Source organism: Chenggangzhangella methanolivorans (assembly GCF_042648545.1).
Lineage (GTDB): Bacteria > Pseudomonadota > Alphaproteobacteria > Rhizobiales > Methylopilaceae > Methylopila > Methylopila methanolivorans.
The window spans coordinates 80,346-101,920 of record NZ_JBHRXS010000016.1; the positions used below are offsets into that span (position 1 = coordinate 80,346).

Here is a 21,575-nt window from a genome sequence, read left to right on the forward strand (position 1 = left end):
CGGCGGCCGTCCTATGAAACGCGCGAAGATGCGGGGGACGCTATCTTCCCCGCGCGCCTCATCCGAGCGAGAGCGGGGCGCCGGCGGGCGCGCTCTCGTGAGAAACGGCCGGTTCCTCGGTCTTCTCGGCCGGCGCCTGCGTCTCCTTCACGCCCGCCAGACGGCGGACGAGGACGTAGAACACCGGCGTCAGGAACAGGCCGAAGGCGGTGACGCCGATCATGCCGGAGAACACCGCGACGCCCATCGCGGCGCGCATCTCCGAGCCTGCGCCGGTCGAGATGACGAGCGGCAGCACGCCCATGACGAAGGCGAGCGAGGTCATCAGGATCGGCCGCAGACGCAGCCTGCTCGCCTCGATCGCGGCCTGGAGCGGGGTGCGCCCGTGCATCTCCAGCTCGCGCGCGAACTCGACGATTAGGATCGCGTTCTTGGCCGATAGGCCGACAAGCACGATCAGGCCGATCTGGGTGAAGACGTTGTTGTCCCCGCCCGAGAGCCACACCCCGACGAGCGCCGCCAGAATGCCCATCGGCACGATCAGGATGATGGCGATCGGCAGCGTCAGGCTCTCGTACTGCGCGGCGAGCACGAGGAACACCAGCAGGATCGCGACGGGGAAGACGATGAGCCCCGAATTGCCCGCGATGATCTCCTGATAGGTGAGCTCGGTCCACTCGTAGGAGAAGCCCTTGGGCAGCGTCTCGGCCGCGATCCGCGCCACCGCGTCCTGCGCCTGCCCGGTCGAGTAGCCGGGCGCCGCGCCGCCGTTGACGTCAGCCGACAGGAAGCCGTTGTAGCGCATGGCGCGCTCGGCCCCCGTGGAGGGCTTCACGCTCATCAGCGCCGACAGCGGGATCATCTCGCCGGACGCAGAGCGGACCTTCAGGAAACCGATGTCCTCGGGCCGGGCGCGATAGGCGGCGTCGGCCTGCACGCGCACCGAATAGGTGCGGCCGAAGGCGTTGAAGTCGTTGACGTAGAGCGAGCCGAAATAGATCTGCAGCGTGTTGAACACGTCCGAGACCGCGACGCCGAGCTGGCGCGCCTTGGTCCGGTCGATGTCGGCGTAAAGCTGCGGCACGTTCACCTGATAGGAGGAGAACAGGCCGGCGAGCTCGGGCGCCTGGTTGGCCTTGGCGAGGAACGCCTTAGTGGCCTGGTCGAGCGCCGCGTAGCCCTGCCCCGCCTTGTCCTCGATCTGCAGCTTGAAGCCGCCAATCGTGCCGAGGCCCTGCACGGGCGGCGGCGGGAACATGGCGATGGTCGCCTCCTTGATCGAGGCGTACTGCATGTTGAGGCTCTGGGCGATCGCGGCGGCGCTGAGGCTCGGGTCCTTGCGCTCCTCGAAGGGCTTGAGCGTCACGAACACGATGCCGGCGTTCGACGAGTTGGTGAACCCGTTGATCGACAGGCCCGGAAACGACACCGCGCTCTCCACGCCCGGCGACTTCAGCGCGACGTCGCCCATGCGGCGGATGACGTCCTCGGTGCGGTCGAGCGTCGAGGCGTCGGGCAGCTGCGCGAAGCCCACGAGATACTGCTTGTCCTGCGCCGGCACGAAGCCGCCCGGGATGATCTTGAACAGATGCCCCGTGACTCCGATCAGGCCGACATAGAGCACGAGCATCAGGACCTTGCGGCCGATCGCGAAGCTGACGCCGCGCCCGTAGGACTCCGACGCCCAGGCGAAGCCGCGGTTGAAGCGGCGGAAGAACCAGCCGAACAGGAAGTCCATGCCCCGCGTCAGCCGGTCCTTCGGCGCGCCGTGGCCCTTCAGCAGCAGCGCCGCGAGCGCGGGCGACAGCGTGAGCGAGTTGATCGCCGAGATCACGGTCGAGATCGCGATGGTGAGCGCGAACTGCTTGTAGAACTGGCCCGTGAGGCCCGAGATGAAGGCGAGCGGCACGAACACCGCGACCAGCACCAGCGCGATCGCGACGATCGGGCCGGAGACCTCCTCCATGGCTTTCAGGGCGGCCGCGCGCGGCTGGAGCCCCTCCTCGATGTTGCGCTCGACGTTCTCGACCACGACGATCGCGTCGTCGACCACGATGCCGATCGCGAGCACGAGGCCGAACAGGCTGAGCGCGTTGATCGAAAAGCCCAGCGCATGCATCGCCGCGAAGGTGCCGACGATCGAGACCGGAACGGCGATGAGCGGAATGATCGAGGCCCGCCAGGTCTGCAGGAACAGGATCACCACCAGCACGACGAGCGCCACCGCCTCGAGCAGGGTGTGCACCACCGCCTCGATCGAGGAGCGCACGAACTGGGTGGTGTCGTAGACGATCGAGTAGTCGACGCCGTCCGGCATGTTGGCCTTGATGTCGCGCATCTCGGCCTGGACCTTGTCGGCGATCTCGATCGCGTTCGAGCCCGGGGCCTGCATCACCGGGATGGCGACCGCGGACTTGTTGTCGAGCAGCGAGCGCAGCGCGTAGTCCGACGCGCCCATTTCGAGCCGCGCAACGTCGCGCAGGCGCACGATCTCGCCGTTCGCGCCCGACTTCACGATGATGTCGCCGAACTCCTCCTCGGACTGGAGGCGGCCCTGGGCGTTCACCGAAAGCTGGAACTCGACGTCGGACGGCGTCGGCGAACCGCCCACCTGCCCGGCCGCCGCCTGCACGTTCTGGGCGCGGATCTCCGCCACCACGTCGGCGGCCGACAGCCCGTGCTCGGCCACCTTCTGCGGGTCGAGCCAGACACGCATCGAATAGTCGCCCGAGCCGAACAGCTGCACCTGCCCGACGCCCTGGATGCGGGCGAGGCGGTCCTTCACGTTCAGCACCGCGTAGTTGCGCAGATACTTGGAGTCGTAGCGTCCGTTGGGCGAGGTGAGATGGACCACCAGCGTCAGGTCCGGCGAGGACTTCACCGTGGTGACGCCGAGCGCCCTCACCTCTTCGGGAAGCCGCGGCTCGGCCTGTGAGACCCGGTTCTGGACAAGCTGCTGAGCCTTGTCCGGATCGGTCCCGAGCGCGAACGTCACGGTCAGCGTCATCACGCCGTCGGTCGTGGCCTGGGAGGACATGTAGAGCATGTCCTCGACGCCGTTGATCTGCTCCTCGATCGGCGTCGCCACCGTCTCGGAAATGACCTTGGGGTTCGCGCCCGGATAGGTGGCGCGCACCACGACCTGCGGCGGCACGACCTCCGGATATTCGGAGATCGGCATCACCGGGATCGAGAGCAGCCCGACGAGGAAGATGATCGCCGAGAGCACGCCCGCGAAGACCGGGCGATCGATGAAGAAGCGCGAGATGTTCATGGTCGGCCTCTGAGTAGAGCTCCGCCCTTCCCGGCCGCATCGCGCGCCGGGTCCGGATCGATTTCAGGGAACGCGGGGGTCCGCCGGGCCGGCGCTCGGAAAGCCGCCGGTCCGGGGGTTACGCGGACGACGTCAGTTGGCGGAGGCCTGCTTGCTGAGCGGCGCCCTCGCGCTCATCGCCACCGGCTCGGGCGCGACGAGCGCCCCGGGCTTGAGCTTCTGGACGCCCTCGACCACCACGCGCTCGCCCTCGCGAAGGCCGCTGGTGACGACCTTCAGCCCGTCGCTCGTCGGCCCGAGCGTCACCTCGCGATAGACTGCGCGGTTGTCGTCGCCGACGACGAGCACGTATTTGCGGTCCTGGTCGGCCGCGACCGCGCGCTCGCTGACGAGAACCACGGTCTCGGCCTTGGCCGTGCCGAGCTTCATGCGAGCGAACTGGCCGGGCGAGAGACGACCCGTCGGATTGGCGAACACCGCGCGCAACCGCACCGAGCCGGTCGCGGCGTCGACCGTCGGGTCGACATAAGCGAGCCGCCCCTCGCCTGCGCCCTCGATCGCGACGGGGATCGCCGAGACGTTGTCGGCGCGGTCGCGGTCCTGCGGAAGGCTGTCGAGGGCGCGCGAGACCGCGTCCTCGTTGGCGTCGAAGCTCGCATAGATCGGATCGACCGAAACGAGCCGCGCCAACACCGGGGCGCCGGGGCCGGCCGCCACGAGATTGCCGGCCGTGATCTCGATGCGGCCGACGCGGCCTGCGACCGGAGCGCGGATCTCGGTGTAGCCGAGGTCGAGCTCGGCGGAGCGCAGCGAGGCCTGCGCGCCCTGAAGCGCGGCTTCGGCCGAGCGGAGCTCGCTGTCGCGCTGGTCGAGGTCGCGGCCCGAGATCGCGATCGAGGTCATCTTGCGGCCGCGGTCGAGGTCGGAGCGCGCGAGGCTCACCCTGGCCTCGGCGGCCGCGACCTCGGCGCGGGCGCGGTCGACCGCCGCCGCATAGGGCTCGCGGTCGATCGTGAACAGCACGTCGCCGCGCTTGACCAGCGCGCCCTCGCGGAAATGGGCCGCGACGATCTCGCCCGCGACGCGCGGCCGGATCTCGACGCGGTCGACCGCTTCGAGGCGTCCCGAGAAGGCGGCCCAGGGCGTGACGGACTTCTGCTCGACGCGCGCCACGGTCACGGCGGTCGCCTGTTCGGCGACCGCGGCCTTGGCCGGCGCGCTGTCGGCTTCGATCTTGACGGAGAGGACGGCGGCGCCCGCCAGAGCGAGCGCAGCCGTCGCCGCGGCCGGACGGCCGAGGCGGGAAAACCAGTTCGACATGAGCTTTGCGTCCCGAACTATACCGATTGGTATCGTACCGACAGGTATGGTACTCGCGGCCGGGCCTGTCAAGGCCGCGCCGCCCGGAAGACTTGATGGCGCCGCGTCGCACGCGCATAATATACGTCCGTACGTATTTATATGACGACGCCCAGCCGATGACCGACGCAGCCCCTGCCGCTGAAATCCTCGACCGCCGCAAGCGACGCGGGGCGCAGTCGCGCCAGCGCGTGCTGGAGCACGCCGCCGCGATCGCCTCGGTCGACGGCCTCGAAGGGCTGACGATCGGCCGTCTCGCCGCCGAGGCCGGGGTGGCCAAGGGCAATATCCAGGTGCTGTTCGGCGACAAGCAGTCGCTGCAGCTTGCGACCGTCGACTTCGTCCGGGCGGTCCATGTCGCCGCCATCGTCGAGCCGGCGCTCGCCGAGGCGAGCCCCGTCGCGCGTCTGCGAAGCATGGTCGAGCGCTGGTTCGACTTCGTCGAGGCGCGTGAGCTCCCGGGCGGCTGCTTCATGAACGCTGTCGCGAGCGAGTTCCGCGCCCGCCCCGGCGCCGTGCGCGACCGGGTCGCCGCGCATCGCGCCGACAAGCGACGGCGCTATGTCGAGGCGATCCGCGAGGGACAGGCGGCCGGCGAGATCGACGCCGACGCGAACCCGGGACAGCTGACTTTCGAGCTGCTCGCGTTCCAGGCGCTCGCCAATGTCGCGGTGACGATCGGCGACGACGCCGAGTTCGAGCAGGCGCGCGCGTCCTCGCTCGCGCTCCTCGACGGCGTGACGGCCAGACGTTCCGGACAAAAGGCCGCTCGGCCCTCTGGACAGACCGGCGCCTGATTAATATACGTACGACCGTATTTTTAATTGAGGGGCGATCCATGACGTCTTCCGACACGGTCGCGCAGGCCTGCGCCTGCGACGCGGCTCCGCGCTCCACGCCCTCCGTCCAACCTCCCGCCGAGGCCCTGACCTCGCTCTGGATCGTGGCCGGCCTCGCGATGGCGCCTGCGGTCGCGCAGGGGTTCGGGCGCTTCGCCTATGCGCTGGTGCTGCCGGCGATGCGCGACGACCTCGGCTGGTCCTGGGCGGACGCCGGCGCGATGGGCGCCGCCAACGCCATCGGCTACCTGATCGGCGCGATCGTGGCCGCGGGCCTCGCCCAGCGCTACGGCGCCAAGCGCGTCTTCTCGGTCTCGCTCGCAGCCTCGGCGATCGCCATCGCGGCCGCGGCGCTCGCCTCGGACTATTGGGCGCAAGGGGCGTTGCGGCTCGCCGCGGGCGTTTCGAGCGGCGTCGCCTTCGTGGTCGGCGGCGCGCTCGCCGCGGCGGCGGCCTCCGGCGGCGGCGCGGCCCGGGCGCCGACCGTGCTCGGCGTCTATGTGGCGGGCGTCGGCGTGGGCATCGCGATCTCGGCGCTCGCCGTTCCGCCCGTCGTCGCCGAGGCCGGCTGGCGCGGCGGCTGGATCGCGCTCGGCCTTCTTTCCGTGCTCGCGGCACTCCTCGCCGCGCCCGCGGTCCGGCGAACGCCAGCGCCGGCCATGCGCACGAGCGGCGGCAGGCGCGGCCTCGACCTCCGGCCCATCCTGCCTGTCTTCGTGGCCTACGGGCTGCTTGGCGCGGGCTACATCGCCTACGCCACCTTCGTGGTCGCGCATCTCAAAGCCGAGCTCGGCTTCGGCGCCGTCGAGATCTCAGCCTTCTGGACCGTGCTCGGTCTCTCGATCGTGGCCTTCACGTTCCTCTGGGGTTCGGTGCTCGGGCGCCTACGCGGCGGGCTCGGCCTCATCGCCACCACCTCGATCATGATGGCGGGCGTCGCGCTCGTCATTTTCGAGCCGTCTCGGACCGGCGCCTATGTGTCGGCCGTTCTGTTCGGCGCGTCCGGCCTCGCCTCGGTGACCGCGGTGACGACGCTCGCGCGCCGCATCTACCCGCCGGAGCTCTGGACGCCGGCCATCGGCCTGCTCACGGTCGCGTTCGGCGTCGGGCAGATCGTCGGCCCGGTGTTGAGCGGCTTCGTCTCCGACGGGCCGCACGGGCTCACCGCGGGCCTCACCCTGTCGCTCTGGATCATGGCCGCGACGGTCGCGGCGGCGGCGCTCCAGCGCGAGCGCCGCGCCTGACGGCCTCTCAGCCGCGCGGCCCGAACAGCACGACGGCCGCGCCCGCGACGCAGATCGCCGAGCCGATCATGTCCCAGCGGTCCGGCCGCACGCCCTCGACCGCCCAGAGCCAGGCGAGCGAGGCCGCGACATAGACCCCGCCATAGGCCGCATAGGCGCGCCCCGCCGCCTCGCTCTCGACGAGCGTCAGCAGCCAGGCGAAGGCGACCAGCGAGACGACGCCCGCCGCGAGCCAGCCCACATGCGCGCCGTGGCGCACGACCGCCCAGAACGCGAAGCAGCCGGCGATCTCGGCGAGCGCCGCGGCGACGTAGACGACAGGCGTCATGGGGCTCGGCTCCTCACCGCAGCATCGTCGGCATGACCCACCAGCCGGGCAAGGCGGCGCGCAGCGCGCGCGCGGCGCGGCGGGCCGACCGCTGGTCGTCATAGAGGCCGAACACCGTCGCGCCCGAGCCCGACATCCGCGCGAGCCGGCAGCCTTCTGTTTGGGCGAGCGCCTCGAGCCCCGTTCCGATGTCGGCGAGCAGGGAGCGGGCCGGCGCTTCGAGGTCGTTGCGGGCCGCGACAAGCGCGGCGAGCCCGGCGTCGGGCGCGGCCGTCGTCTCTGACCGCGTTTCGCCGGGCTTCAGGGCGAGGCGGCGAAAGATCTCGGGCGTCGAGACGGGCTTCAACGGGTTCGCGAGCACGGCGGCGAGCGGCGCGAAGCCCGCGAGCGGCGCCACGCCTTCGCCCCGCCCGGTCATCCGCGCCGCGCGCGAGACGAGGCAGGCCGGCACGTCCGAGCCCGTCGCGGCGGCCGCCTCGACCAGGCGCGGATCCTCGGCCGCAATCCCGTTCGCCTGCGCGAGCAGCCGCAGCGCCGCGGCGGCGTCGGCCGAACCGCCGCCAAGGCCCGCCGCGACCGGAATGCGCTTCACGAGAGAAAACCGCCCGAGCCGCAGCCCGGGGATGCGCGCCGCCGCCTCGCGGGCGGCCTTCAGCACGAGATTGTCGTCGCCCGCGCCGGCGGCGCAAGCGAACGGCCCCTCGACGGACAGCGCCAGACCCTCGCTTGGGCGAAACGCCAGCGCGTCCGCGGCGCAGCCGGCGAAGGCCACGAGGCTGTCAAGCTCATGAAACCCGTCGGCCCGGCGGCCGAGGACGTGGAGCGTCAGATTGACCTTGGCGGGAGCGCGGGCGCGGAGCATCGCGCCGCCTTTATCATTGGGGGCGAGACGCCGCCATCATGGCGACGCAGGGCGCAAGCGGGGCTCAGCCGCCCTCGCGCTTTTCCTTCACTTCCGCCGCGTCGGTCTTCTTGTCGGCCTCGAGCCCGTCCTTGAGCTTGGCCTCGATCTTGGGAAGCTCGTTGGCCTCGGGCTTCAGCTCCAGCGCGTGGCTCCACTGGAAGCGCGCCTCGAGCTTGCGCCCGACGCGCCAATAGGCGTCGCCGAGATGATCGTTCATGACCGGATCCTGCGGGCGCAGCTCGACCGCGCGCTCAAGCTCGCGCACGGCGTCCTCATATTTGCCGAGCTTGTAGAAAGCCCAGCCGAGGCTGTCGACGATGTAGCCGTCGTCCGGCTTCAGCTCGACCGCCTTGCGGATCAGCTTCATGCCCTCGTCGAGATTGACGCCCTGGTCGATCCAGGAATAGCCGAGATAGTTCATCACCAGCGCCTGGTCGGGCGACAGCTCCAGCGCCTTCTTGAGGTCGGCCTCGGCCTTCGCCCATTGCTTGGAGCGCTCATAGGCGATGCCGCGGACATAGTAGAGCGACCAGTTGCTCCGGTCGGGCGAGGCCGCCGCCGCGGCGGACTGTGCGGGTTTCACGTCCGCGGGCTGGGCGGGCGAGGCCGCCGCCTCCGCGGCCTGCCGCTTCTCCACGAGATCCACGGCCTTGCTGTAGGTGTCGGCGGCTTCCTTGAACTGCTCGCGGCCGCGCTCGATGTTGCCGAGCGCGACGATCGCCTCCTGGTCGGTCGGGTCGGCGTCGATCAGCTTCTTCAGCTGCGCCTTGGCCTTGTCGGTCTTGTCGAGCCGATCGAGGTCCATGGCGCTCTGGATGTCAGCGTTGCGCTTGAGCGCAGAGCTCTCCGGAACGCGGTCGTAGACGTCGATCGCGTCGGCGTACTGGTTCAGCTGATCATAGAGGTCGGCGAGCGTGACGAGCGCCATCGGGTGCTCGGGCTCGAGATAGAGCGCGAGCTGGAGATAGACGATCGAGAGATCCTCGCCGCCCTGCCGGCCGAGCGCGCCGCCGATGCCGTAGAGCACCTCGGCCGCGCCGTCGGTCGGATCCTTGACGATGCGCTTGGCCTCCTTGCCCTGCTCGATCGCGTCGCGGGTCTCGCGGATGAGCGGATGGCGGGGCGAGGCCTTCTCGAAATCGGCGAGCGCCTTCAGCGCCCCGGCCTTGTCGCCGGCGCGCGCGCGATAGATCGCGGCCGCCTGCGCGATGCGCAGCGCCGAGCCGTCGCCCGAAAGCGCGGCGTTGAAGCGCTTGGCCGCCTCGTCCTTGCGGTTGCCGATGTCGGCGATCAGCGCCGCGTGATAGTCGCGGAACGTGCCGAAGAAGTCCGCGCCCTGAAGCTTGTCCACGGCCTCGACCGCCTTGGCGGGCTGGTCGGAGCCGAGCCAGGTCCAGCCGATGAGCAGCTGGGTGGTGAGGTCGGCGAGCGGCCCCTTGGCGCCGCGCGACAGGTGATGGCGGGCCGCGCCGTAATTGTGGGTGCGGATCGAGCGCGCCGCGAGCGCGAGCCGCGCGATACGGTTCGACGGGTCGGTGGCGACCACGCGCTCGGCGAGGCGCATGGCCCCGTCGCCGTCGCCGTCGGCGAGCGTCAGCAGGAACGTGCGCTCGAGCAGCTCGGCGTTGCGCGGGTCGCTCTTCAGCGCCGCGCGGAAGAATGTCGCGGCGGCGCCGGCGTCACGGCTCGCCCCGGCGACGCGGCCGGCGAGATAGTTGCCGGTGAGCGTCCCGCGCGTCGCCAGCGTGTCGACCTCGGCCGCGTCGTTCGGGTTGGCGAGCGCGGGACCGGCCGCCAGAAGCGCCGCGAGGGCTGCGATCGGCGCGAGACGCGAGAGCGAGTGAGTCACGAGGCGGTCATCCTTCCTGCGGGCGTCGTCCGGCGGGCGGCGACGCGCGAAGCGTTCGGCAGGATGAACGCCCGGGGCCCGGCTCACAACCCCGAAGCCGACGATCGTGACCGTCAGTCCGGCGCCGCGCCCGCGCCCACGAGCCCGTCCCAGGCGGCCATCGCGCCCCTGGCGACGCCACGAAGCGTCTCCGTCGAAGCGCCGTCGACCGCCTGAATCGACATGCCCTGCTGCACCGTCACGTAGAACGCCGCGATCGCGGCGATATCGAGGCCTTTCGGCAGTTCTCCGGACGCGACGCCTCTTGCAAGCCGCCGTTCGAGCATGGCCACGACCGCCGTGCGACGCCCTTTGAGTTCCTCCCGCGCGGCTTCGCAGGCGCCGTGCGCGCTCACCGCCGCGAGCACGATCATGCAGCCGGGCGGATGTCCGGGCGCCGACAGACCGTCGGCCGTGGTCATGAGATAGCCCTCGATGCCCTCGCGCGCCGTGGCGGGATCCTCGATCGCCGCGATCATCGCGCCGCTGCTTTCGCGCTCGTAGAGCCGGCAGGCCTCGCGGAACAGCGCGTCCTTCGATCCGAAGGCGGCGTAGAGGCTCGGAGAGCCGACGCCCATGGCGCGCGTGAGCTCGGCCATCGAGGCGCCCTCGTAGCCGAGCGCCCAGAAGGTCTCCATCGCCTTGCGGAGCGCGGTCTCGCGGCAGAACGCCCGCGGGCGGCCGCGTCCCGGCTTGTCGATCGTGCCTGCGGTGTCTTGATCCGTCATCGCCATCGCGTCGCGCCAATTTTATGCCGATCGATATATAAATCTCTTGACGCCGCCGGACAAGCGATCCACCTGTTCTGTATCAAACGATACAAAAATGGATCACGACCATGTCGAACGTACAGGAACCCAAGCGCCTCTCGGGAAAGAAGGCGCTCGTCACCGGCGGCAGCCGCGGCATCGGGGCCGCCATCGCGCTCCGGCTCGCGCGGGAAGGCGCGGACGTCGCGCTCACCTATGAGAAGTCGGCAGAGAAGGCCGAAGCCGTCGCCAAGGAGATTTCGGGGCTCGGCCGCAAGGGCGTCGCGCTCCAGGCCGACAGCCGCGACCCGAAGGCGGTCGTCGAGGCCGTGGACCGCGCCGCCAGCGAACTCGGCGGCCTCGACATCCTCGTCAACAACGCCGGCATCGCGCGCGGCGGTCCGGTGGGCGAATGGTCGCTCGAGGACATCGACGCGCTGCTCGACGTCAACGTCCGCGCCGTCATCGTCGCCTCGCAGGCGGCCGCCAAGCACCTGCCGGACAATGACGGCCGCATCATCTCGATCGGCTCGGGCCTTGGCGAGCGCGTGCCGTTCCCAGGCGTCACGGTCTATTCGGCCACCAAGGGCGCGGTCGCGATCTTCACCAGCGGCCTCGCCCGCGACCTCGGCCCGCGCGGCATCACCGTGAACGTCGTCCAGCCGGGCTCGACCGACACCGAGATGAACCCCGCGGACGGCGAGACCTCGGCCGGCCAGCTCGCGCTGATGGCGATCCAGAAATACGGCACGCCCGACGACATCGCCGGCGCGGTCGCGTGGCTGGCGAGTTCGGAGGGCAAGTTCGTCACCGGAGCGCGCATCACGCTCGACGGCGGCGCGATCGCGTGACGAAGGCGTCACCCAAACACCGCGCCGGCGGACGATAACGCGCCTCTTACGCAAATGTCGGTTTGCCGGCGGAGCATCGCCTGACACCTTCTCGCGGTCGCAAAAGATTCGTGTGCGGTCGCGAGAAGGGGGACACTTGGCGGGACGTGGTGTGCATCTGGCGCGGGCGCTTGCGCTCGGCGTCGCGTTCGCGTGGGCGGTTCTTCCGGCGCAGGCCCAGCAGGCCTGGCTCGGCGACTGGGCCTCGCAGAAGATCGACGAGATCTCCGGCGTCTCCGCGATCGTCGACCCGGCGGCCGCGTTCGCGACGCCGGTCGCGCCCCAGCTCCAGCGCCGCCCCGCGTCCCCCCCCACCCCCGCCGAGGCGGCGCGCAACGCCGCGACGATCGCGCTCTACAAGGAGACGATCGGCGCGAACTCGCCCGCAAGCTTCGTGTGGAGCGGCGTCGAGACCGCCAATCCCCTCACCCGCGACGCGCGCTATCGCTGGAACGCGATCGACGACCAGGGCCTGTTCGACGCCGACCGGCGCGCCAGGCTCATCGACGGCGTCCGCAATCTCGGCGTCTCGAACCTGCGGATCGGCCTCGCCAACCACGAGATCGACCTCGACGACCCGCAAAGCTGGGCGAGGCACGACGCCTTCGTGGGCGACCTCGCGGCGGCCGGCCTCAACCTCAGCCTCGACCTGCACCATTTCGGCGTCGAGGACCGGTTCCGCTCCGGCGAGCCGGAGACGAGCTACTACCTCCACCCCGACTGGCCGAAATATTTCGCGCGTTTCTCCCGCGAGGCCTTCGCGCGCTACCGCGACAAGATCCGCGCCGTCACCCTGATCAACGAGCCCGAGACCACGGTCGGCTTCAATTCGCAGATGTGGCACGGCGCCTTTCCGGGCTGGCGCGACCCGCGCCACGACCGCGTCTATGTCGAGCGCGCCTTCGCCATCGCGTCGGCGGCGGTCCGGGCCCGCATCGCGATCGAGAAGGAGCTTGCGCGGACCGGCGGTCGCACGCTGTTCATGCACACCGAGGCCGCGGTCTGGAAGCCGGCCTCCGACGACTTCAACCGCGTGGTCCGCTTCCTGCCGAGCGACCTCATCCTCGGCAAGGAATGGCTGTTCGAGATCGACCTCGACCGGATGGCCGAGGAGCCGCTCGAATTCCTGGCGCAGGAGGCGGGCAAGGAGTCCGCCGAGAAGCGCCGGACCCGCGAGTGGCTGCTGTCGGCCTACGTGTTCGCCACCGACGACGAGGACGAGCAGGCCGAGCGCCTCGAAAAGCTCGTCGGCATGATCGGCTCGCTGCGCAAGCTCCACGAGCGGCTCGCCGAGTCGCACGGCAAGACCATGCGCGACGACACCGTGTTCGCGGCCGACTACTACGCGCACAACGAGGCAAAGGGCGCGAGCGGGGCGTGGCTCTCGCCCGAGCCGCAGCTCTACGCCGCGCAGGCGGCCGTCGGCGAGCGGCGCGGGCTCTACCAGATGATCCGCGACTATCACGACCGCTACCGCATGCCGATGATGATCGGCGAGACCGGCACGCCGTTCTACGCCTACGGCGCGCGCTGGCACGCCGAGATGCTGCTCGAGACCGCGGCCGCCATGGAGGACGGGACGCCGATGCTCGGCTACACGATCTATCCGCTGGTCGACACTTATGGCTGGGAGACCGCGCTCTCGGTCGCGAAGTCCAGGACGAGCGTCAACACCGGCGGCGTGTTCGAGCTGTCGCTCGAGCCCCGCCCCTTCATCCGCGCGCTGCTGAACGGGCTGAACAACCAGACGGCCCAGGCGTCGACCGACTCCGCCGATCAGGTTCAGTGAGGGGACGGGCTTATAAAGGCGGCGCTGAGACTGTCGCCGCCGAGGGCGGGACGCCCCCCTCAAATGCGCTCAGCCCGTAACGGACGGGCATGTCGTCAGGGCGTCGGCGCTGGAGGCCCTCACCATTACCCTCTCCCGCGCGCGGGAGAGGGGGACTTCAAGCCTCGCGCAAAAGGCGTCGTGCAAAGAGCGGCCCGGCAAGCCGGCGCAGCGTCTTACTCCGCCGCGACCGCCTTCACATGGGCGCGCACGGCCGCGTCGTAGTCCTCCATCAGCGTCTTGGTGATCGCGCCCGGCGTGAACCGCCACTCAGCGATCTCCGACACCGGCGTCACTTCCGCCGCCGTGCCGCAGATGAAGCACTCTTCGAAGCCGTCGAGCTCCTCCGGCAGGATCGCGCGCTCCACCACCTCGATGCCGCGCGCCTTGGCGAGGCCGATGACGGTGCGCCGCGTGATGCCGTCGAGGAAGCAGTCCGGCGTCGGGGTGTGGATGACGCCGTCCTTCACGAAGAACACGTTGGCGCCGGTGCATTCGGCGACCTGGCCGCGCCAGTCGAGCATCAGCGCGTCGGCGTAGCCCTTCCGCTCGGCGGCGTGCTTCGACAGCGTGCAGATCATGTAGAGGCCGGTGGCCTTGGCCTTCGACGGGATCGTGCGCGGATCGGGCCGACGCCATTCGGCGAGGTCGATGCGGATGCCCTTCAAGCGCTCGGCGGGGTCGAAATAGCTCGGCCACTGCCAGATCGCGATCGCAAGATGAATTTTGTTGTTCTGCGCCGCGACGCCCATCATCTCCGAGCCGCGCCACGCGATCGGGCGGACATAGGCGTCCTCGAAGCCCTGCTTGGCCAGCGTCTCGACGCAGGCGCGGTCGATCTCCTCGACCGTGTAGGGAATGTCGAAGCCGAGCAGCTTGCCGCTATCGATCAGGCGCTGATTGTGCTCGCGCATCTTGAAGATCTGCCCGGCATAGGCGCGCTCGCCCTCGAACACGGCGCTCGCGTAATGCAGGCCGTGGGTCAGCACGTGGACGTTGGCGTCCGCCCACGGCACGAACTTGCCGTCGTACCAGATGACGCCGTCGCGGCTGTCGAAGGGCTGCTGGTCGGCCATCGCCTGGCTCCTCGAGACTGTTGTCTTGGCCGGGCTGTCGCCGGCTTCGGGTGTTCGAACGTGTTTCGCGACCGCGGACGATCCTCCCTTCGGAGGCTCGGCGCAACCGTCGACCCTTATGAAACGGCGGTTTTGCGTCGTCCGCGCGGAGCCGATATCGTCGCCGGAACGGCGGTCCGGGACAGGCCCGACGCCGAAAGACCGTCGGCGCGGACGGCTCCGACGCGACCGCCGCAACATGGCGACAGGATCGAAATAAGTCAACATGGCTGACGTAATTTCGACTGAGCGACCTGCCGCCGCGCCGCGGGACGAGATGTCCGCGGACGCCGACAAACCGGCGTTCGACGTGATCGAGCTGCTGTTTTTCGCCTATCGCGACTTCGTGCGCGATCCCGACGAGGAGCTGACCGCCTACGGTTTCGGCCGCGCGCACCACCGGGTCCTGCACTTCGTCGACCGCAATCCGGGCCTGCGCGTCACCGAGCTGCTCGACATTCTCAAGATCACCAAGCAGAGCCTCGGCCGCGTGCTGCGCGAGCTCGTCGACAAGGGCTTCATCACCCAGCGCGAGGGCGCGGCCGACCGGCGCCAGCGCCTGCTGTTCGTGACCGAGCGCGGCGACCGCCTCGCGCGCGAGCTCGCCCGGCTCCAGACCCGGCGCGTCAGCCACGCGCTCTCCACCCTCGACGCGCGCGAACAGGAGGCGGTGCGCCGCTTCCTGTTCGAGATCATCGAACCCGAGGAGCGCTCGAAGGTGTCGGCCGTCAGCGGCGCCGAGATTCCGCCCCGGCGGTGAGGCGGGCGAGGGAACGTGATGGGGCGATCGAGCCCGAAACACCTCGTCAGGCCCGGCGAAGCCGGGTATCCACGACGTCGGCTGGCTGAGCCCGACGACGACGTCGTGGTCGCCCGAGACGAGCTCGGGCATGACGAGGGACGCAGAGTGACGGTCCGATAGCCCATGCCCGCAGCGCAGCCCCTTCCAGACGACGCCTCCCATCTCCTCGTGGTCGACGACGACGGCCGCATCCGCAGCCTGCTGCACCGTTTCCTCAGCCAGAACGGCTACCGCGTCACGGTCGCGGCCTCGGCGGCGGAAGCGCGGCAGAAGCTCGACAGCCTGGCGTTCGACCTCTTGGTGCTCGACGTCATGATGCCGGGCGAGAACGGGCTCGACCTCGCCCGCGCCGTCCGCGCCCGCTCCTCGGTCCCGATCCTGATGCTGACCGCGCGCTCGGAGGCCGACGACCGCATCGCGGGCCTCGAGACCGGGGCCGACGACTATCTGACCAAGCCCTTCGATCCGCGCGAGCTGCTGCTGCGCGTCGGCGGCATCCTGCGCCGCTCCAACGCCTCGAACGGCGCGACGGCGTCCGAGCCCGAGGTGCGCTTCGGTCCGTTCTCCTTCCACCGCGGCCGCGGAGAGCTGAAGCGGGCCGACGAGGTCATCCGCCTCACCGACCGCGAGCGCGACCTGCTCGCAGCCCTCGCCGAGCGCCCGGGCCAGACGGTGCCGCGCTCGGCGATCGCGGGCGACGACGCCGCCCCCGGCGACCGCGCGGTCGACGTCGTGGTGACCCGGCTTCGCCGCAAGATCGAGACCGACCCGGCCAACCCCATCCTGCTGCAGACCGTGCGCGGCATGGGCTACCGCCTGCTGACCGACGAATGAGCGCGCGCGAGGCCCCGGACCAGATCGCGGAGCGCGCGGACCGGCCGGCCCGACCGTCGGGCGGCCTCGCCAACCTCCGCCGCGGCTTCAACGACTTCCTCGAGCGCGTGATGCCGACGGGCCTCTATCCGCGCTCGCTCATCATCATCATCGCGCCTGTCGTGCTGCTGCAGGGCGCGGTCGCATTCCTGTTCATGGAGCGCCACTACGAGCTCGTCACCAAGCGGCTCGCCACCGCCGTCGGCCAGGACATCGCGGCGCTGATCGAGCTGCGCGCCGCCGATCCCGGACCGGAGGAGGAGCGCCGGCTCGAACGCATCGCGCGCGAAAAGCTTTCGCTGCAGGTCGAGTTCCTGCCCTACCAGCCGCTGCCGCCGGCGCGGCCGAAGCCGTTCTTCTCGATCGTCGATGCCTCGCTCCTGCGCGAGATCACCGACGAGGTGAAGCGCCCGATCTGGATCGACACGGTCGGCCGCTCGAACTTCGTCGAGATCCGGGTCGACCTCGGCGACGCGGTGATGAAGGTGCTGGCCAAGCGCAGCCAGTCCTACGCCTCCAACAGCCACATCTTCCTCATCTGGATGGTGGCGGCCTCGGCGGTGCTGCTCGGCATCGCGATCGTGTTTCTCAAGAAGCAGATCCGCCCGATCCTCGCGCTCTCGGAGGCCGCCGAGAGCTTCGGCAAGGGCCGCGACGCGCCGGAGTTCAAGGTGAAGGGCGCGCGCGAGGTGCGGCTCGCGGCCGTCTCCTTCATCGACATGCGCAACCGCATCGAGCGCGCCATGGAGCAGCGCACCACCATGCTGGCGGGCGTCTCCCACGACCTGCGCACCATCCTCACGCGCTTCCGGCTGCAGCTCGCCATGCTGGACGAGAGCCCCGAGGTCGAGGAATTGAACCGCGACGTCGAGGAGATGAGCCGCATGCTCGAGGCCTACATGGCCTTCGTGCGCGGCGACGCCGGCGAGGCGGCTTCGGCCACCGACATTCCCGCGATGCTCGACGACCTGAAGCGCGGCGCCGAGCATCATGGCGTCTCGGCGAGCGTCGAGACCCATGGCCAGCCGATCGCGATGGTGCGGCCCGACGCCTTCCGCCGCTGCCTGCAGAATCTGGTGGCGAACGCCACGCGGTACGCCCGCCGCATCGCCATCACGGCGGTCCATGACGGGCGCCGGCTCGAGGTGCGGATCGACGACGACGGGCCCGGCATCCCGATGGAGATGCGCGAGGAGGCGTTCCGCCCGTTCCTGCGCCTCGACGAGAGCCGCACCCAGGCCGGCGACGGCGGCTCTTCGGGGCTTGGCCTTGCGATCACCCGCGACATCGCCCGCAGCCACGGCGGCGACGTCACGCTGGAGGCGAGCCCGCTCGGAGGCTTGCGGGCGGTGGTGCGCGTGCCAGCCTAGGGCGAAGCGGCGGCGATGAGGCCGCGCCGCCCGTCCGAGGCGACGCTCCCGCGACCCCGCCCGTCATTCCGGCCGCAGCGAAGCGGAGAGCCGGGATGACGGCAGAGGAGGCCCCCGCCTAGAACATCCGCCCGCCGTTCGGCGTCTCGACAGTCGGCGACAGCAGCACCACCTCGCCGGCCGCGTCCGGCACGCCGAGCGTCAGCACCTCGGACATCACCGGCCCGATCTGGCGCGGCGGGAAATTCACGACCGCGACCACCTGCCTCCCGACCAGCGTCTCGGGCGCGTAGTGCTTGGTGATCTGCGCCGAGGAGCGCTTCACCCCGATCTCCGGACCGAAATCGATCCGGAGCTTGATCGCGGGCTTGCGCGCCTCGGGAAACGGCTCGGCTTCGACGATCGTCCCGACCCGGACGTCGACCTTGAGGAAGTCGTCGAACGCGATCCTTTCCGCGGCCGCCCCCTCCCCGCTCACGCGGCGGTCGCCACGTCGTCGTCCTTGTCGCGGCGCCCGCCGCGGCCGAGCACGCGCTCGAAAGCCTCGCGGAACGGCGCGGTCAGGCGCCCGAAATCGTCGGCGCGGCGCGCGAGGCTCTCGGCGCGGCGAAGCTCCGCGTCGAGCGCCTTCATGGTGCGCGCGAGCCCCTCGTCGGGATCGTTGAGGAAGGTCTCGAACACCCGCGCGAGAACCAGCACCAGGCCCTGGGCGCGCGCGGTCCCGACCGGCCCGGCCTCCTGCACGCCGGCCGCCGCCAGCATCCACTGCATCGACGACACCGCGACTTGGTTCATGGAGGCCGCGCCCAGCGGATCGGCCCGCAGGCCGTCGCGCACCGAACGCAGCGCCTCGCGATGATCTCTGAGCGCCTCGAAGCGGCGCATCAGCACGTCGAACAGGCGCTCGCGCACCGGCTCGTCGGCCATGTCCTTGACGTCATGGGCGAGCACGTCGAGGTCGACCTGCCGCACGAAGCCGGCGAGAATCGCGCCCTTCGACGGGAACAGCCCGCGAAGCTCGGCGAGCGACACGCCGGAGGCGGACGCGACGTCGGAGAGCCCGACGTCGTTCCAGCGCCGGACCGCGAGCAGGTCCATCAGCGCCGCGACGATCTTCTCGCGCGGATCGGCGGGCTTGGGCTGGGGCGCGGCGGCCGCGTCGTCGAGACCGCCGGCGGGGTCGGAGGGCTTGCGGGCCATGGGCGTCGGATCTCCTGGCTGTCGAAACATGCCGAGGAAACATAGGAGCGTGACGGCCTCACGTCCAAATCCGGACGGCGGACGTCGCCGCCCGCCTCCGTCCGCGCAGGTTCAGAACCGGTAGGCCATCCGGCACGCGCCCCAGTGCCGGCCGTTGACGCGGATCGGGGCGTCGATCTCGCGCACCATCACCACCGCGCCGCCCACCATGCGGCGATAGACCTGCACGGTCGCCGGCCGCGTCGAGCGCGCGGCGGTGATGCCGGTGCGGTCGTCGAAGATGCGGCGGTTGCGGCAGTTGGCGTCGTTCCACACCGGGTCGCCGGGCCGCTGGGGATGACTGACCTTGAGGTTGTGGATCGGCAGGAAGCCGTTCCGGTCGGTGAGGATGCAGAACATCATCGCGGGGTCGGCGGCGAGCTCGGCCTCGATCATGTCCTGCAGCAGCCGCTCGAGCGGGGCCACCGCGTCGGTGAGATATTGCTGCGGCTCGGAGCCTGCGATCGGCCGGTAGTCGGCGTCGAAGAGCGCCTGCTCGCGCAAGGTCCCGGCCTCGATCTCGCGCGTCATGGCGGCGGCGGCGCGGGCCGCGACGTCCTTGGCGCGCGCGACGAGCGGGGCGTAGCGCGCCTCGACCTCCCCGAGCGTCGCGGCGAGTCGCGCGGCGGCGTCGGGCTCAAGGCGATCGAACGCGCAATGCAGCCCCATTGGGCTCACCTCCGCGACCCGGACCATGACGTCGCCGATCCCCTCGATCGCGAGGCTCAGGCGGCGGCCGGCCTCGACCGCCGGCTCGACCGCGCCGACAAGCACCCCGCCCTGGCTCAGATCCATGGTGCGGGTCGCGCGGCCGTCGGCGAGCCGCACGTCGAGCTCTACGGGGAAGCGGTCATGCCGGCGCCGGTCGCCGAGTTCGCTCTGGCGGATGACGGCGACGAAGCGGCGGCCGAGCGCCCCGGCCTCGTCGGCGGCGCGCACGGCGGCGGCCTCCATGGCGATCGCGCGCGCGTCGAGCTCGAGCGTGGCGAGGCTCGCGGCCCCCGCCTCGAGGCTGACCTCGGCGGCCGACGCCGACACCCGGGCGGCGTCCTCCACGATGTGGGCGACGGTGAGCGCGTGGTCCTCGGCGACGCCCTTCACGGTCTCGAAGGTCGGCCGCAGCGCGTCGATCGCGAGCGCCGCGGCTTCGGTCGCCTGCGCCGAGGCGCGCGCGCCGTCGCGCATTCTGGCGATCCGCGCCTTCACGTCGTCGGCCGCCGACGCCGTCTGGATCGAGAGCGCCTTCACTTCCTTGGCCACGATCGCGAAGCCCCGGCCGGCGTCGCCCGCGCGCGCGGCCTCGATAGCGGCGTTGAGCGCCAGAAGGCTCGTCTGCGCCGCGATCGCCGAGATCGCGTCGACGATGCCGGAGATCTCCTGGCTCGCCTCGCCGAGCGAAGAGATCAGCGCGCGCGCCTCCTCGCCCCGCTCGCCTGCGCTTTCGAGCGAGACGAGCGCCGTCCGCATCGCGGCGTCGATCCGCTCGGAGGCGAGCGCCAGCGCCTCGGCGCCGCGCGCGAAGCCGTCGGCGCCGTCGGCTGCGAGCCGCGAGCGTTCGGCGAGGTCGGCGGTCTGGGCGCGGATGCCCGCGATCCCCGCCTGCATGTCGGCGGTCTCGGCGCGCGCGAGCGCGATCGACGCGCCGACCTTCCCGATCGCGGAGGAGACGTCGGCCTCGATGAGGTCGAGCGCGTCCGGTCCCCCGGCCGCGACGACGGCCTCGGCGCGCGCCGCCGGCTCCGGCTCGCGCAAGGCGGCCAGGTCGGGCTCCGGCGCCCGCGGGCGCTTGAACTGAAGAAGGCTGAAGCTCATGGCCGTGAGGCTAGGCACGGCCGGGCTAACCGGCGGTAAACCGCCGGAGTGGTCCCGAAGTGCGGTTCTTGCAGCGCAAAATAGAAACGGGGCCGCCTCTGCAGGCGACCCCGATTTGAAAGCTCGTCGTCCGGCGGTCGATCAGAGACCGAACGGCTCTTCCTTCTGGGCGCGCACGAGCGCGGCGCCGGCCTCTTCGAAGAACGCTTCGATTTCGATGTAGGCGCGGGCGAAGAAGGCGGCGATTGGGGAGCCGGAGAGAGCCTGGAGAACAGCGCTGGTCATGATGGCGGGCCTTTCGATTGGGCGCCGGAGCGCCTGACGTTTCGTTGGGCCTTATGTGGCATACCAAAGTCGCAAGCAGAACGCAGGGCTTGGCATGCCAGACATGCGCCTATTGCAGCGCAACAATACCAAATCCCTTACCCGCCCTCGCTTTCGAGCGCCTTGCGGATCGCCTTGAGGTCGCGCCAGACGAGCTTCTTCTGCGCGGGGCTTCGCAGCAGATAGGCCGGGTGCAGCGTCGCCATGGCCTTGATCCGGCGCCCGCCGACCTCGTGCTCCAGCCAGCGGCCGCGCAGCTTCAGGATCCCTTCCTTGGCCCGGAACAGGCTCTGGGCCGAGGCGCCGCCGAGCGCGACGAGGACGTCGGGCCTGGCGAGCTCGATCTGCCGGCGCACGAACGGCAGGCAGGTCTCGGTCTCCTGCGGGGTCGGGGTCCGGTTTCCGGGCGGACGCCAGGGGATGACGTTGGCGATGTAGACCGACGAGCGGTCGAGGCCGATTGCGGCGAGCATCCGGTCGAGAAGCTGGCCTGAGCGCCCGACGAAGGGCAGGCCCGACAGATCCTCCTCGCGGCCCGGCGCCTCGCCCACCAGCATCAGCCGCGCGCCCGGCGTCCCGTCCGCGAAGACGGTGCGGCTCGCGGTCGCCTTGAGGGGGCAGCCGTCGAAGGCCTCGAGGATGGCGCGCAGCTCGTCGATCGTCGCGGCCGACGCCGCCGCCGCCCACGCCGCGATGCTGCGCCATGTCAGCCTCGTCGAGGACTCGTTCGAGCGCCT

19 protein-coding genes are annotated in these 21,575 nt (G+C 70.7%); 7 read left to right on the forward strand and 12 right to left on the reverse strand.

Going from position 1 to position 21,575, the window contains the following annotated elements; genetic code table 11:
* Positions 1–58: 58 nt before the first annotated feature.
* A complete protein-coding gene (locus tag ACFOWB_RS22340; RefSeq protein WP_378149466.1) occupies positions 59–3,274 on the reverse strand; it encodes an efflux RND transporter permease subunit in 3,216 nt (1,071 codons plus the stop codon).
* Between the two features lie 132 nt (positions 3,275–3,406).
* On the reverse strand, positions 3,407–4,594 hold the full coding sequence (locus tag ACFOWB_RS22345) for an efflux RND transporter periplasmic adaptor subunit (RefSeq protein WP_378149468.1): 1,188 nt from the start codon (positions 4,592–4,594) through the stop codon (positions 3,407–3,409).
* A 158-nt stretch (positions 4,595–4,752) separates the two neighbouring features.
* Here ACFOWB_RS22345 and ACFOWB_RS22350 point away from each other — a divergent pair, with 158 nt between their 5' ends.
* Positions 4,753–5,430 carry a TetR/AcrR family transcriptional regulator gene (locus tag ACFOWB_RS22350; RefSeq protein ID WP_378149470.1) on the forward strand — a complete coding sequence of 226 codons (678 nt, stop codon included), beginning with the start codon at positions 4,753–4,755 and terminating at the stop codon, positions 5,428–5,430.
* Positions 5,431–5,471: 41 nt separating this feature from the next.
* Positions 5,472–6,716, forward strand: a complete 1,245-nt coding sequence (locus ACFOWB_RS22355; RefSeq protein ID WP_378149473.1) for a YbfB/YjiJ family MFS transporter — start codon at positions 5,472–5,474, stop codon at positions 6,714–6,716.
* A 7-nt stretch (positions 6,717–6,723) separates the two neighbouring features.
* Here the strand turns inward: ACFOWB_RS22355 and ACFOWB_RS22360 are convergent, their stop codons facing one another.
* From ACFOWB_RS22360 to ACFOWB_RS22375, 4 genes are all read right to left on the reverse strand, one after another.
* Positions 6,724–7,044 (reverse strand): YnfA family protein, encoded by a 321-nt coding sequence (locus ACFOWB_RS22360; RefSeq protein ID WP_261404556.1) that lies wholly within the window; start codon positions 7,042–7,044, stop codon positions 6,724–6,726.
* Between the two features lie 13 nt (positions 7,045–7,057).
* Positions 7,058–7,906, reverse strand: a complete 849-nt coding sequence (locus tag ACFOWB_RS22365; RefSeq protein ID WP_378149475.1) for a 4-(cytidine 5'-diphospho)-2-C-methyl-D-erythritol kinase — start codon at positions 7,904–7,906, stop codon at positions 7,058–7,060.
* A gap of 64 nt (positions 7,907–7,970) precedes the next feature.
* Entirely contained in the window at positions 7,971–9,797 is a 1,827-nt protein-coding gene (locus ACFOWB_RS22370; protein ID WP_261404558.1) for a tetratricopeptide repeat protein, read from the reverse strand.
* 113 nt (positions 9,798–9,910) lie between these two features.
* Positions 9,911–10,564, reverse strand: a complete 654-nt coding sequence (locus tag ACFOWB_RS22375) for a TetR/AcrR family transcriptional regulator (RefSeq protein WP_261404559.1) — start codon at positions 10,562–10,564, stop codon at positions 9,911–9,913.
* A 110-nt stretch (positions 10,565–10,674) separates the two neighbouring features.
* On the opposite strand from ACFOWB_RS22375, the gene ACFOWB_RS22380 reads away from it, so the two are divergent.
* Both ACFOWB_RS22380 and ACFOWB_RS22385 read left to right on the forward strand, forming a co-directional pair.
* A complete protein-coding gene (locus tag ACFOWB_RS22380; protein WP_261404560.1) occupies positions 10,675–11,436 on the forward strand; it encodes a 3-oxoacyl-ACP reductase family protein in 762 nt (253 codons plus the stop codon).
* 136 nt (positions 11,437–11,572) lie between these two features.
* Positions 11,573–13,264, forward strand: coding sequence for a hypothetical protein (locus ACFOWB_RS22385; protein WP_378149478.1), 1,692 nt, complete (start codon positions 11,573–11,575; stop codon positions 13,262–13,264).
* A gap of 215 nt (positions 13,265–13,479) precedes the next feature.
* On the opposite strand, the gene ACFOWB_RS22390 is transcribed toward ACFOWB_RS22385, so the two are convergent.
* On the reverse strand, positions 13,480–14,379 hold the full coding sequence (locus ACFOWB_RS22390; protein WP_261404562.1) for a branched-chain amino acid aminotransferase: 900 nt from the start codon (positions 14,377–14,379) through the stop codon (positions 13,480–13,482).
* Positions 14,380–14,695: 316 nt separating this feature from the next.
* Between ACFOWB_RS22390 and ACFOWB_RS22395 the strand changes: the two genes are divergently transcribed.
* From ACFOWB_RS22395 to ACFOWB_RS22405, 3 genes are all read left to right on the forward strand, one after another.
* Complete coding sequence (locus ACFOWB_RS22395; protein WP_261404563.1) at positions 14,696–15,178, forward strand: MarR family winged helix-turn-helix transcriptional regulator; 483 nt, start codon at positions 14,696–14,698, stop codon at positions 15,176–15,178.
* A 165-nt stretch (positions 15,179–15,343) separates the two neighbouring features.
* Entirely contained in the window at positions 15,344–16,054 is a 711-nt protein-coding gene (locus tag ACFOWB_RS22400; protein WP_261404564.1) for a response regulator, read from the forward strand.
* Complete coding sequence (locus tag ACFOWB_RS22405; protein WP_378149482.1) at positions 16,051–17,463, forward strand: ATP-binding protein; 1,413 nt, start codon at positions 16,051–16,053, stop codon at positions 17,461–17,463. Before ACFOWB_RS22400 ends, ACFOWB_RS22405 begins: the two co-directional genes overlap by 4 nt.
* Positions 17,464–17,581: 118 nt before the next feature.
* Here ACFOWB_RS22405 and ACFOWB_RS22410 read toward each other — a convergent pair whose 3' ends face one another.
* The 5 genes from ACFOWB_RS22410 to ACFOWB_RS22430 form a co-directional block, all read right to left on the reverse strand.
* On the reverse strand, positions 17,582–17,941 hold the full coding sequence (locus ACFOWB_RS22410) for a tRNA-binding protein (protein WP_261404565.1): 360 nt from the start codon (positions 17,939–17,941) through the stop codon (positions 17,582–17,584).
* Positions 17,938–18,663, reverse strand: coding sequence for a TetR/AcrR family transcriptional regulator (locus ACFOWB_RS22415; protein ID WP_261404566.1), 726 nt, complete (start codon positions 18,661–18,663; stop codon positions 17,938–17,940). The genes ACFOWB_RS22410 and ACFOWB_RS22415 overlap by 4 nt, the downstream gene beginning before the upstream one ends.
* A 111-nt stretch (positions 18,664–18,774) precedes the next feature.
* The gene (locus ACFOWB_RS22420) at positions 18,775–20,514 is read right to left on the reverse strand and encodes a methyl-accepting chemotaxis protein (protein ID WP_261404567.1); all 1,740 of its coding nucleotides are present in this window, start codon (positions 20,512–20,514) and stop codon (positions 18,775–18,777) included.
* A gap of 141 nt (positions 20,515–20,655) precedes the next feature.
* On the reverse strand, positions 20,656–20,799 hold the full coding sequence (locus tag ACFOWB_RS22425) for a hypothetical protein (RefSeq protein ID WP_261404568.1): 144 nt from the start codon (positions 20,797–20,799) through the stop codon (positions 20,656–20,658).
* Positions 20,800–20,936: 137 nt separating this feature from the next.
* Positions 20,937–21,575, reverse strand: a 639-nt coding sequence (locus tag ACFOWB_RS22430) for a uracil-DNA glycosylase (RefSeq protein WP_378149485.1), incomplete at its 5' end; no start/stop codon positions are given.